Source organism: Aquisediminimonas profunda, assembly GCF_019443285.1.
GTDB classification, from domain to species: Bacteria; Pseudomonadota; Alphaproteobacteria; order Sphingomonadales; family Sphingomonadaceae; genus Aquisediminimonas; species Aquisediminimonas profunda.
The window spans coordinates 2,058,038-2,070,278 of record NZ_CP080327.1 but is presented as its reverse complement, the minus strand read 5'-3'; the positions used below and the strand labels follow the sequence as shown (position 1 = coordinate 2,070,278).

Here is a 12,241-nt window from a genome sequence, read left to right as displayed (position 1 = left end):
CGGCTCCACAGATCAAAGGACGAATAGCCGTTGCCTGACCGGTCAGATTTGCAGTAGACCCATATGGGAGGGGTAAGTCGATGAATTCTCATTTTGGCCAAACTGAACTTGTGCTCCCGCTCTTTGAGGGGCTGTTTGAAGCGCCGCTATGGGAAACCTTCCTGCAACGGCTCATGGCACGCACCCAAGCTCAGCGCGTTCGATTGACGATTGCTCCATCCATTGTCAGCGATCACCCTTCAGTTCACCGGCGGGTTGTTGCGCGTGGGTCAGAGGCCGCGAGCGGGTTAGCTGACGAAGACGCTGCATTGACGCTTCTCGCTGCAACAGGTTTTCGATCCAATAGAGTCTATGTATTGGACGAGCTCAGGGACACTGTTGAAACGGCGGGTTCAAAGGACGCTGGCGAGCGATTAAAAGAAGCCCGGATAGGAGATGCCCGCCTGCTTCGCATCTCCACATCGCAGAAAGATAGTGTCTGGATCACATTGCTGCACGAGCGCGAGGCATTTCAGGCCGCAGATAGTGCGCTTCTCGCAGCATTGGTGCCAGCTATCAGGATAGCCGCGCAGAATCTCTTCATGACCGGAGCTCTGAAGGCAAGAATGGACGTCGCAGAAGCCTCGCTTGCGCGACTTGGCATCGGGCAGGCCATACTGGATGGCCAGGGCGGCCTCATTGCCTGCGATCCCTCCTGGGAGAGCGAAAAGTCAACAGCGCAGGATCGCGACCTGCAACTTTCTGCGGCTTGTGCCGAGTTGCGGTCCTGGTCGGAAAAGGCAGTTGCCGTCGTGCCCGCGCCAAAATCGGGAAGGCCATTTGTTGTGCGACGCCTAGCCGGTTGCGCCCTGCCCTTCTCCTCGTCCGCAGCAGCCGTTGCGAGCTACAGGACACCGCAAAGTCTCGACGCAGCATCAATCGAGCCCGTCATCGCCGCAACTTTTGGACTGACGCCGAGGGAAGCAGCTTTGGCAGCTAGACTGGCAACAGGCGACAGCCTGACAAAAGCTGGAAAAAGTCTCGGCCTGTCCGTCGAAACCGCGAGGAACTATAGCAAGCGAATCTTCGCCAAAACCGGCACACATGGGCAAACCGACCTTGTACGAGGCATACTCTCGCGCTTGCCCTGACTTCAACCCCGGCTCAAGTGCCGGTCACTGACCGCCCCGCTTCGCATTGGCTTGCATCAGGCAGCTTCAGCAACCTTTTCCTTCTTGTAGATGCTGTTCTTGGGAAATTCGAACAGCCGCATGACCATTGGTTCGAAAAATTCCAGCGGGGCTGTATCGTAGTTTGGATCGAAAGCCGGACAATCATACTTCTCGATAAATTCCGCAGTCGCCTGATAGTATTCGTGACCGCGGAATTTATCTCGCATGTTACGATCAAGCCCAAGATACTGGAAGAAATTGTAACCCTGGAAAATCCCGTGATGCTCGGTGATCCAGCGGAGTTCCTCAGATACGAAAGGCTTTATGATCGCAGCCGCAATATCGGGGTGGTTATAGGCACCGAGCGTGTCGCCAATATCGTGCAGAAGTGCCATCACGACATAGTCTTCGCTCCGCCCGTCGCGATGGGCCCGCGTTGCTGTCTGAAGGCAATGTTGCAACCGGTCGATGGCGAAGCCGCCAAAGTCACCATTGAGAAGTTTGAGATGGTCCAGAACGCGCCGCCCGCCCGAGCGCGAATGCGGAGTCAGGTGTGACATGATGATATCCCAGTCTTCCTGCGTGCTTTTGCTCATGTCGTGGAATGTTGCGCTTGCGCCTTCGGCCATCTCGATTTCTCCTCTTCGTCCGGATGATCTTAACGCGCGACAGGCGCGGCTTCAATCCGTCGTCGATTTGGGTTAGGACAGACCAATGGATATACCAGGGCTGCGCTCCCAACCTTTTTTTGATGACAAGAACCGCGCGTTCTGGATGCTTCAATCGGCAGGTTGGACCTTCTACCTGATGCTCCGCATGGCGTCGGGCGTCGGCAATGGCGTCAGCCTGTCGTTCGTTATCCCGGTGCTGGTTTCCGCCGCGACCGGCTATTCGATCACCCTTGTCATGGGGGCGATCTTCAGGTCATTGATCAGCCGCCGACCGATTGTGACCTGGGGCGGATCCCTGATCATCGTGATGCTCGCGGTGGCAGCCTATTCGGCAATCGACGCCTGGATGTTCAACATGATGAACCGCGAAGGCGCTGGCTTCAACGGCTCCCTGTTTCTTGGTTCCGTGACGATCAATACGCTTTTGCTGGGGGCCTGGTCCGCGCTTTATTACGGCATCAACTTCTACATCATCGTGGAAAGGCAGACCGACCAGCTCGCAGCGCTTGAGAGCCAGGCAACGTCTGCACAGCTCGCAATGTTGCGCTATCAGCTCAATCCGCATTTCCTTTTCAACACCCTGAACTCGATATCAACGCTCGTTTTGCTGAAGCAGACAGAACGCGCCAATGCCATGCTTTCGCGACTTTCTTCGTTCTTGCGTTATACGCTGGTTTATGAGCCGACCGCACAGGTAACGCTCGCGCAAGAGGTAGAGACATTGAAACTCTATCTAGAAATCGAAAAGATGCGGTTTGAAGACAGGTTGCGACCCAATTTCGAAATCGACGGCGCAGCGGCCAAGGCTCGTTTGCCTTCGCTGTTGCTGCAACCACTTGTTGAAAATGCAATCAAATATGCTGTAACACCTCAGGAAGAGGGCGCAGACATAAGCGTCGCAGCACGACTGATCGGAGATCGCGTGCAGATTACCGTATCCGATACAGGGAGCGGGTTGAATGGCGCAGTCCAGCGCCCAAGTGCATCTACAGGGGTGGGACTTGCGAATATTCGCGACCGGTTGGCACAAGCCTATGGCGAGGATCAGCGCATTGATTTTGGCAGCCCGGCGGGCGGAGGATTTTCAGTGACGATCGATATACCTTACCGCGAACAGGAAACAGCATGAGCATCCGCACAATCCTTGTTGATGATGAGAAGCTGGCAATCCAGGGCCTGCAATTGCGGCTTGAAGCACACCCCGACGTTGAAGTGATCGACACGTGTCTCAATGGCCGGGAAGCCATCCGTGCGATCAAGACACACAAGCCTGACCTTGTATTCCTTGATATCCAGATGCCGGGATTTGACGGATTTTCGGTCGTTTCCGGCCTCATGGAAGTGGAGCCGCCGCTTTTTGTGTTTGTGACGGCCTACTCGGATCATGCGATCCGCGCCTTCGAGGCACAGGCCACGGACTATCTGATGAAGCCTGTCGAACAGGAGCGGCTCGCCGACACAATGGAGCGCGTTCGCCAGCGGCTCGCCGAAAAGCGCGGCGTCGAAGAGGTCGAACGCCTGAAGGAAGTCCTCGCTGAGCATGCGCCAGAAGCGCACGAGGAACTTGTCGATTCAACCGATACGCACTCGGCGAACCGATATGAGAAGATGATCAACATCAAGGATCAGGGTCAGATTTTCCGCGTCGAAGTGGACAGCATCGAACGCATCGACGCTGCAGGCGACTATATGTGTATCTACACAGGGGGCGACACGCTCATCTTGCGCGAAACGATGAAGGACCTTGAAAAGCGCTTGGACCCGCGCAAATTCCAGCGCGTTCACCGCTCAACAATCGTCAACCTCGACCTTGTGAAACAGGTCAAGCCACACACCAATGGTGAATGTTTCTTGGTGCTTGAATCAGGCGCCCAGGTAAAGGTCAGCAGAAGCTACAGGGACGTGGTTGCGCGGTTCGTGCATTAAGGTTCAGACGATTCTGGAAACTGACGTGAATTTGAACTGCCTTTTGCGTTTGCGATGCGGAAGTTCTGAGCGAGTGGAAGTTCCAGATTCTGGCGATATTGCGTGCGGCCTGCGCTTGATCAGCGCAAATCTCTAACCAGCCGCATTCCGCTGGAGTTGTTGAAAGACGCTCAGGCGATCGCTGATTTGCCAATGACCGCAGATCAGGTCGTCATCGTCAAAGGAGTAAATCGTGGCTCCGGACATTTGAACGGGTAGGCCAGTCGCGGGATAGCCGGGAAGATCCCCCTGATGAGTTGCCGTCCACAGCCAACTTGTCGCCACCGCATTGCCCTGACCCACCAGGGTTTGAACGTCAAACCGCTGGTCAGGAAACGGCGCGCGCGAAAGGGTGACCCTCTCCTTGAACTCTTCGCGGCTGAGGCATCTTCCTTCCCAAGGGTCGCCAGGATCGTGAAGAATCGTGTATTCGTCAGCAATATAACGATCACATGCCGCGACCATTCCGTTGGACCAAACTTCGTCGAGAAAGCGACTTAGAAGCTGCTTCCGAATCGCCATCTTATCCACGTCCAATTCTCCAGTGCAGGCTAATCTTCAGTCTCTTCTCTCTTTACCTTCGTATCATCCTTCTTACGGCGAGCGCTGTTTGAATAAAGAAGAGCCGCGACGATTGCTGCCGAACCAATCCCAATGCCAATGCCGGCCTTCACCATATTGGCTTTGCGTCGGGATTCGTCGTCGTTTGTCGAGGGAGCGATCTTGTTGTCTTCGGTCATGAACACTGTGTCCTGTTCTGAATAATGACAGCCTAACAATGCTGCCCCCCTCACTGTCAATGATGAAGCGGCGAGCGGTCTTGAGAAATTGGTAGGCCGCGCAACTATTCCGACGAGGCGGCTATTTCCGCCAGAAAGCTGCTGTCCTTCACCCGAATTTGCCCATGCTCGAGCGCAATGATGCCTGCATCGGCCCAGGCTGATAGCTGGCGATTGATATTCTCGCGGCTCATTCCGGCAAAGGCCCCGAGTTCCGCCTGGCTCAAATCAAGCCGGAGTCGCCCGGTAGCCGTCTCGGAGAGCATCAAGCGTTGAAGGAAGCGGGCCAGCCTTGGGCCCGACGAGAACGCACGATCACTTTCCACCGTGCTGTTCGTCTGCCGGAGACGACGCGCCAATTCCTTCAATAGACGCCAGGCGACGCCCGGTTGGCGCTCTATAAAGGCTTCAAACGCGGCTCGCGTCAGCCTCAGATAGCTCCCCGAGGAGAGCGCAATAACGGAGGCTGACCGCTCTCCACCATCCAGCACTGCGATTTCTCCAAGAAGCGCTCCAGCGTCGGCGTAGTCCAACGTTATTTCGCGGCCATTCATGGCAACCATCGTCACCTTGGCATGTCCGGAAAGGAGGATGAGGACCTGATCACCAGGATCGCCCTGTAACAACAGTGTCTGGCCCTTTTTCATGTCATGGCGGCTTGAAAGGGCAAGAAGATCCGCCAATTCATCAGCGCGGCAGGCTGAAAAAAGCGAGCCCTGCGGCAGGATTGCTGCAAGTTCGGACGCGTTCATTGTCCCCTCCCCCCTCGTGCTTTCGACCGGCGCCGTGTTCCTTTACCCAACACTCAAGGGCGTGAGCGAACACGCCTTGGATAGCCCCAGTCCCCGCTTAATCGCGGGATAGGCGCGAACGGTTGCCGCAGTCATTGCGAGTTCCAGCCTCACAGTTCGACCATAAACCTCTTCAATGGTATCGCCGATCGTGAACGCCTCGATAGACTGCCGCGCTATGGCAGCGCCAAAAATGAATGCCGTTTTGAGGTCACCTTCTGGCGGCTCGGCCTTCAGCGCAGCGTTGACCAGTTCGCTATCCACCCCATCCCGAACCGCTCCTTCAGCAGCAACAAGAGCGCAGGGGCCACAGTCTTCTACCAGCGTTGCGGCAATGCGCGCCATATGGAAGAGATCGGCGGGTGCCTCGAAACGATGCATCGTGACAGGCATGAAATGCTTGAACTTTTCCAATGCATGGCCGGGAGTGCCGGCGATCTCTCGGAAATATTCGCTTTCGCCTGGAGACATCTTTTCAACTGCGCCAAGCACGAGGGAATCCGGAATGCCCGCGGGCGACACCTTTTGCTGAGCAAAGAGAATGCCAAGCGCTGCCCAGACAAGCAATGGCGGGCCAAGTACCCCGGGGGCATCCTGCCAGAATATACCCGGAGCACAGACGCCGGTCATGAACTCCCAGATATGCAGGAAGCCATGAATCGCAAGCCATAGGCTGCCCGCAAATGCAGCAAGCCATCGCATAGCAAGGTTGGGCACCGCGAAGGCGAGGATGGCGCCGCAGGTCAAATAGGCAAGCCCGATGTCCCGAATGAAATGCTGGTTGGGCGGTCCGGTAAATTTGACGGTTTCGACTGCCTGATACCAGCCAAACGGGTCCACCAGCATGAATGCGCCATTCCCGAGACTGAACAGCGCGACCAGCGCAACCAGCACCTGTGCGAGACGATCAGGAAGTTCCGGCTTGCCCATCACTTTGCTCCCTTAATGCCTGATCCGTACTTCACGGCTCTTAGGCGGATGCAGCCGAAAAAGCATCAGCTGAATTCTCCAGATTGCCGAAATGAACGAGCGATTATTTCCGCCCGACGGGCTTTGGCGCCGGCGTCCCGAGAAATCTTGGCGCCGGTCCAGGTTGATCGATTCCCTCGATATTCATGAAGGTTCCCCGTTCAACGTTGTGGGGGTGCTTCAAGGCATCGGCCATCGACAGGACGGGCGCAAAACAGACGTCGGTGCCTTCCATAAGAGCGCACCATTCGGCACGTGGCTTCGATTTGAAAATGCTTGTCAATTTAGCTTTCAACGCCGGCCAAGCCGATTTGTCCATCTGAGCATCGAATGCGGGATCTGTAAGTCCGGCCTTTTCCCGCAGCAGCGCATAGAATTGCGGCTCGATTGAACCGATGGAAATGAAGGTTCCATCCGCACACTCATAAGTGTCATAAAAATGGGCCGCCGTGTCGAGCATGTTCACGCCTCGAGTGTCTTCCCAGGTTCCCATGCCGCGAAAACCCCACTGCATCGCATGGATTACTGCTGCACCTTCGGTCATTGCGCAGTCGATCACCTGACCTTTCCCGGTGCTACGCGCATTGAGGATGCCTGCAACCATACCAAACGACAGCATCATGCCGCCGCCTGCAAAGTCGCCAATGGCGTTCGTTGGAGGTGTTGGCTTCTCGTTCGGGCGGCCATAGCCGTGCAAATTACCTGAAATCGAGATGTAGTTGATATCATGTCCTGCGGCCTGGGCGAGCGGTCCAAATTGGCCCCAACCGGTCATGCGACCATAGACCAGCTTGGCGTTGTCACCCAGCAAAACATCAGGCCCGAGGCCAAGGCGCTCCATGACGCCCGGCCGAAATCCCTCGATAATTCCGTCCGCTGTCCTTGCGAGTTCGCGAACAGCAGCGATACCCTCTGCAGATTTCAGATCAGCTTCGATCCGCTCACGATTGCGACTCAACACGTCCCGGCCAGCGGCATCGCGCGAGCCCTGTCGGGCCACACGGATTACCCGCGCGCCGTGGTCGGCCAGCATCATTCCGCAAAACGGAGCCGGGCCGATGCCTTCCATCTCAATGATCGTGACCCCCTCCAACACGCCAGCCATGCTATTTCTCCCGATTGCAATAGTCCCATCGACTGGAGCCCAGCTTTCCCAAAACGTCAAGTGCCGGGGTTGATTGCAGTTCAGCACTCGCCTATCCCCAGCGCTGTTACAGGTGCCTCGCAAGGGGCTTCAAGGGAAACCGGTGAGAACCCGGTGCTGTTCCCGCAACTGTGACCGGCGAGTTTTCCTCCTGGATACCACTGGGCAACCGGGAAGGTGGAGGAACGCAATGACCCGGGAGCCAGGAGACCTGCTTGTGACGGCCAGTCCTTCGCCCGTGCGGGAAGACGCGGACGATCGGGGTTCTCCTCGCGTGACGGCATTTTGTTGAACGTCACGTGGAGGAAATCATGAACTATCTCAAATTCGGAGCAGCTATTATTGCCCTTTTCCCGGGCAGCGCTTGGGCTGGGGAAGCAGCCAACACAGAAATTGTGGTGACAGCAAATGGAATTGAGCAGCCGCGCGACCAGGTCGGCCAAGCCATCACGGTGATCGACAGGGACCAGCTCGATAGCAGCCAGACATTGGCAATCAGCGACCTACTCCGCACCGTTCCCAGCGTCCGCGTCGCGAGAAACGGGAGCATCGGCGGAGTCACAAGCGTATTCATCCGCGGCGGCGAATCGTCGCAGACGCTCGTTCTGATTGACGGTGTCCGTATCAACGATCCGTCGAATCCCAACGCAGCCTTCGATTTCGGATCGTTGCTGACCGGGAATATCGATCGCGTCGAAATTCTGCGTGGGCCCAATTCGGTAATCTGGGGAAGTCAGGCCATTGGCGGTGTCGTCAATGTCCGCATAGAAGAGCCGACCGAGGGGTTGGCAGCCAATTTGGGGGCTGAATATGGCTATCACAATACGGCTGAGTTGCGCGCGAATGTTTCGGGCACAAGCGGAAAGCTCTCCGGTAGTGTTGGTGCCAGCTACTTTCGAACGGATGGGATTTCCGCTCTCGCCGCGGGTTCCGAGCGCGACGGCTACAGGAACTTTGCTGCAAATGGGAAACTGAAGGTCGCGTTCAACGACTCCGTCAACCTTGATCTGCGTGCCTACTACACCAAGGGCCGCGTAGAATTCGACGATCCATTCGGTGCGACGCCTGACACCTTTCCTGAAACCGAGAACCGCCAGTTCGTGGGCTATGTCGGCCTCAACGCCAATTTCGCTGACGGTCGGTTCCGCAACCGTATCGCCTACACCCGCACTCATCTGCATCGCGACGGGACTGAGCCCAACGTCCCGTTCAGTTTCAACGTCAACGAGTTGAAGGGCAAGGTCGACCGTTTCGAGTACCAAGGCGCATTCGACATCGTTGATAAAGTGACGCTGGTCTTTGGTATCGAACATGAACGCACCTTTGCCAGCACGTTCTTCCCGGCCGGGGGTGGAGCCGCACCGGACCAGGCGAACTATCGCGTTACCAGCGAATATGGCCAATTGATCGTGCGGCCGATCACCGGCCTCACGCTCACCGGTGGCGTCCGCCATGATGACTATAACATCTATGGCAGCCAGACGACCTTCGGGGCCAATTTTGCCTATACGCCCAATGCGGGCCGCACAGTCCTTCGCGGCACATATGCAGAAGGCTTCCGCGCACCGACGCTCACTGAATCCGTCCTGCCCTTCGGCAATCCTGCCTTGAAGGCGGAAACTGCGAAGAGCTTCGATGTCGGTATCGAACAGAATTTCCTGGACGACGCCGTGCGCGCAACGGCGACCTATTACCACCGCAAGAGTGACAACCAGATCGCGTTTTCCTTCACGACCTTTCAGTCGGAGAATATCGCAAAGGTCCTCAATGAAGGCCTCGAACTGGAACTCGATGTCCGCCCGACCCAGACGTTGAAGATTTCGGCCGGATACAATCTGGTGAACGCGACCAGCCGCTCGAATGACGGTACATTCGGGAATCGCCTCGCACGGCGCGCCAAGGATAGCGCCAATGCATCGATCGACTGGAAGACACCGATTGGCCTCGCGGTCGCCGCCGACGTCCTCCTCACCGGCGACAGTTTTGACGATCTGGCGAACACGGTTCGGCTCAATGGCTATCAGATTGTGACGGTCCGGGCCTCTTACCCTGTCTCGGACAGATTCGAAGTTTTCGGGCGGATCGAGAATCTGTTCGATGAAAAATACCAGACCGTGGCGCGATACAGCACCTATGGTCGCAACGCCTATGTTGGCGTGCGGGCCAAGTTCTGATGCGGATAGCCTGGCCCCTGCTGCTGCTTTGCGGTTGCACGCAGGGGTCGGCCATCGTGCCGAACAGGATCGTCTCGAACAATCCGTGCATTGACGCAGTCCTTGCCGAAGTCGCTGATCCGGATAGCATCGGGGCAATCAGCAGCTACTCGAAGGATGCCGAAAGCAGGTCAGCACCACTTGTCTGGGCCGAGAGATATCCCGCGATCGGTTCAGACGCGGAGGAATTGATCGCGGCACGTCCCAGGCTCGTTCTTTCGGGCGCCTATGCCTCCAGCGGTACTAATGTTGCTCTGGCCCGGGCAGGGATAAAAGTTCGCAGCTTCGGCGTTCCGGCGACGTTGGCGGACAGCGAACGACAGGTCAAAGACATCGCCGACGCCATTGGACGAGGCCCGCAAGGTACCGCACTCGCCCAAAGGATGGCGCGGGCGACGACGCCTGTCGAAGACGGCCGCAGCGCAATCATCTGGACAAGCGGTGGCTTTGTTGCCGGAAAAGGCACAATTCAGGACGAGATGCTCAGCCGGGCTGGCTTCCGCAATGCAAGCACCACCTACGGGCTGAAGCAATGGGACATATTGCCGCTCGAGTCGCTTGTCCGCCAGCCGCCAGATGTGATTTTCATGCCTTCAACGGCAAAGGGTGATGATGCGCGCTCTCTTGCCCTGCGCCGCCGCGTACTCGCCCATCTGCGCGGTCGCACGCACATTGTCAGCTTCCCCGAACACCTTCTCAACTGTGGTGGCCCGAGCGTGATCGAAGCGATGCGTGTTTTCAGATCGGCGCGCTCCTCATGAAGATCATTGCTCTCCTGGCCCTGGCGATCCTCGCATTCCTGCTGTCGCTGGCCGCCGGCAAGGTCTGGATCAATCCGACGGATTGGTTCTCTGACGGCGCCACTGGATGGATCATGGCGGAATTGCGGCTACCGCGGGCGATACTGGGATGCAGCATCGGCGCGGTTCTGGGCCTTTCAGGCGCAGTTTTGCAGGGTTATCTGCGCAACCCGCTTGCCGACCCCACCGTCGTCGGCGTGTCGTCGAGTGCAGCCTTGGGCGGCGTGACCGCCATCTTCCTCGGCCTGACGGCATTTCCCTTTGGCCTTTTTGGAAGCGCGATGATCGGCGGCGCCCTGGCGATGATTCTCCTGGTCGCGATGACAGGCCGCAGTGGCGGCCCATTGGGCTTCATCCTTGCGGGAATGGTCCTTTCGACTTTGGCGGGCTCCCTCACGGCTTTCCTTATCAGCATCGCGCCAAACCCCTTCGCCGCGAGCGAAATCATCGCCTGGCTTATGGGCGCCCTCACCGACCGAGGCATGGAGGACGTGGAGCGAGCCCTGCCCTTCATGATCGTCGGGAGCGCGATCCTGCTCGGGACCGGACGAGGACTGGATGCTTTGACGCTGGGTGAAGACGCGGCCCGCACGCTGGGCTTCAGCCCGACACGCCAGCGCTGGGCTATTGTCGCCGGGGTCGGCCTTGCTGTCGGAGCATCCGTCGCCGTGTCGGGCGTTGTGGGCTTTGTTGGCCTGATCGTTCCGCACTTCATGCGCAGCCTTGTCAGTGAACGCCCTTCGGCGTTGTTGATCCCGTCAGCATTGGGCGGCGCAATCCTGACACTGCTCGCAGATAGTCTCGTGCGGCTGACCCCAGGTGCCGGCGAAGTGCGATTGGGCATCGCAATGGCAATTCTTGGCGCGCCCTTCTTCTTTATCCTGCTGACCCGGATCCGGAGGCGAGCCTCATGATCGCGGCTCGCAATCTGTCGCTGAAGCTGGGAGGATACACCGCACTGCAAGACGTCAGCGCCGACTTCCGGCGCGGCCGCGTGACGGCCGTGATTGGAGCCAATGGCGCCGGGAAGACCAGTCTCATCCGCTCGCTTGCTGGGCTGATCATCCCACAGGCAGGCCATGTCGAGATTGATGGCGTTGCTCTTGACGCGCTCACCCACGCCCACCGCGCGAGGATGATTGGATATCTGCCTCAGGATGGAGAGCCGGCTTGGAACATCTCCGGCGCAGAGTTGGTCTCCTTGGGACGCCTGCCGCACCGTAGTCGCTTCTCTCTCCCCTCTGCAGACGACGCCCGAGCGATCGAACGCGCAATGATTGCGACAGACACGCTTGGCTTTGCAGGCCGGACGATCGACACACTGTCGGGCGGCGAACGAGCGCGCATAAAAATGGCCCGAGTGTTGGCAGGAGACCCGCAGTGGATTCTCGCGGACGAACCATTGGCCAATCTAGATCCGCCGCATCAAAGAGACATGCTCGCCCTGTTTCGGGCTGCCGCAGCAGAAGGCAAAGGCGTCGTTACGGTCCTGCACCAGCTTGACGCCGCAAGTTTGGCCGACGACCTGTTGATTCTTCGGAGCGGCGAAGCGGTGGCACATGGGCCAGTGCGCGAAGTTTTGACGAACGCAAATCTGCATTTGGCATTCGGAATGGATTTCGACATTGTCGAACATGCCGACCGTTTGGCAATTATCGCTCGTGTCTGAGCCGTACTGGACCAACCGCCCGGAAGTTTCGACGAAGCGCCTTGATATGGTGTAACATTGCCTCTAACGGCGATGAAATATTATCACAT

At 57.6% G+C, this 12,241-nt stretch carries 13 protein-coding genes and 1 riboswitch; of the genes, 7 read left to right on the top strand and 6 right to left on the bottom strand.

Features of this window, described 5'->3' with window-relative positions:
* Nucleotides 1-80 precede the first annotated feature (80 nt).
* A complete protein-coding gene (locus tag K0O24_RS10335; protein WP_219892680.1) occupies nt 81-1,130 on the top strand; it encodes a helix-turn-helix transcriptional regulator in 1,050 nt (349 codons plus the stop codon).
* Nucleotides 1,131-1,186: 56 nt separating this feature from the next.
* Here K0O24_RS10335 and K0O24_RS10330 read toward each other — a convergent pair whose 3' ends face one another.
* Nucleotides 1,187-1,780 (bottom strand): HD domain-containing protein, encoded by a 594-nt coding sequence (locus K0O24_RS10330; protein WP_219892679.1) that lies wholly within the window; start codon nt 1,778-1,780, stop codon nt 1,187-1,189.
* A gap of 85 nt (nt 1,781-1,865) precedes the next feature.
* On the opposite strand from K0O24_RS10330, the gene K0O24_RS10325 reads away from it, so the two are divergent.
* Together K0O24_RS10325 and K0O24_RS10320 are read left to right on the top strand one after the other, a co-directional pair.
* Nucleotides 1,866-2,951: a sensor histidine kinase gene (locus K0O24_RS10325; RefSeq protein WP_219892678.1), complete on the top strand. Its 1,086-nt coding sequence runs from the start codon at nt 1,866-1,868 to the stop codon at nt 2,949-2,951.
* Nucleotides 2,948-3,748 (top strand): LytR/AlgR family response regulator transcription factor, encoded by an 801-nt coding sequence (locus tag K0O24_RS10320; RefSeq protein ID WP_219892677.1) that lies wholly within the window; start codon nt 2,948-2,950, stop codon nt 3,746-3,748. The genes K0O24_RS10325 and K0O24_RS10320 overlap by 4 nt, the downstream gene beginning before the upstream one ends.
* A 132-nt stretch (nt 3,749-3,880) precedes the next feature.
* Here the strand turns inward: K0O24_RS10320 and K0O24_RS10315 are convergent, their stop codons facing one another.
* From K0O24_RS10315 to K0O24_RS10295, 5 genes are all read right to left on the bottom strand, one after another.
* A complete protein-coding gene (locus K0O24_RS10315) occupies nt 3,881-4,309 on the bottom strand; it encodes an ester cyclase (RefSeq protein WP_219895585.1) in 429 nt (142 codons plus the stop codon).
* Between the two features lie 29 nt (nt 4,310-4,338).
* Nucleotides 4,339-4,527, bottom strand: a complete 189-nt coding sequence (locus K0O24_RS10310; RefSeq protein WP_219892676.1) for a hypothetical protein — start codon at nt 4,525-4,527, stop codon at nt 4,339-4,341.
* A 104-nt stretch (nt 4,528-4,631) separates the two neighbouring features.
* Entirely contained in the window at nt 4,632-5,318 is a 687-nt protein-coding gene (locus K0O24_RS10305) for a Crp/Fnr family transcriptional regulator (protein ID WP_219892675.1), read from the bottom strand.
* A gap of 42 nt (nt 5,319-5,360) precedes the next feature.
* A complete protein-coding gene (locus K0O24_RS10300) occupies nt 5,361-6,287 on the bottom strand; it encodes a hypothetical protein (RefSeq protein ID WP_219892674.1) in 927 nt (308 codons plus the stop codon).
* A gap of 103 nt (nt 6,288-6,390) precedes the next feature.
* Nucleotides 6,391-7,431 (bottom strand): CaiB/BaiF CoA transferase family protein, encoded by a 1,041-nt coding sequence (locus K0O24_RS10295; RefSeq protein WP_219892673.1) that lies wholly within the window; start codon nt 7,429-7,431, stop codon nt 6,391-6,393.
* 93 nt (nt 7,432-7,524) lie between these two features.
* Nucleotides 7,525-7,703: riboswitch (cobalamin riboswitch) on the top strand.
* A 78-nt stretch (nt 7,704-7,781) separates the two neighbouring features.
* Here K0O24_RS10295 and K0O24_RS10290 point away from each other — a divergent pair.
* Genes K0O24_RS10290 through K0O24_RS10275 form a run of 4 tightly spaced genes read left to right on the top strand, consistent with a single transcriptional unit; the run spans nt 7,782 to nt 12,152 of the window.
* Nucleotides 7,782-9,644 (top strand): TonB-dependent receptor plug domain-containing protein, encoded by a 1,863-nt coding sequence (locus K0O24_RS10290; RefSeq protein ID WP_219892672.1) that lies wholly within the window; start codon nt 7,782-7,784, stop codon nt 9,642-9,644.
* The gene (locus K0O24_RS10285) at nt 9,644-10,444 is read left to right on the top strand and encodes an ABC transporter substrate-binding protein (protein WP_219892671.1); all 801 of its coding nucleotides are present in this window, start codon (nt 9,644-9,646) and stop codon (nt 10,442-10,444) included. The genes K0O24_RS10290 and K0O24_RS10285 overlap by 1 nt, the downstream gene beginning before the upstream one ends.
* Entirely contained in the window at nt 10,441-11,397 is a 957-nt protein-coding gene (locus K0O24_RS10280) for a FecCD family ABC transporter permease (RefSeq protein WP_219892670.1), read from the top strand. Before K0O24_RS10285 ends, K0O24_RS10280 begins: the two co-directional genes overlap by 4 nt.
* On the top strand, nt 11,394-12,152 hold the full coding sequence (locus K0O24_RS10275) for an ABC transporter ATP-binding protein (protein WP_219892669.1): 759 nt from the start codon (nt 11,394-11,396) through the stop codon (nt 12,150-12,152). The genes K0O24_RS10280 and K0O24_RS10275 overlap by 4 nt, the downstream gene beginning before the upstream one ends.
* The last annotated feature ends 89 nt before the right edge of the window (nt 12,153-12,241 follow it).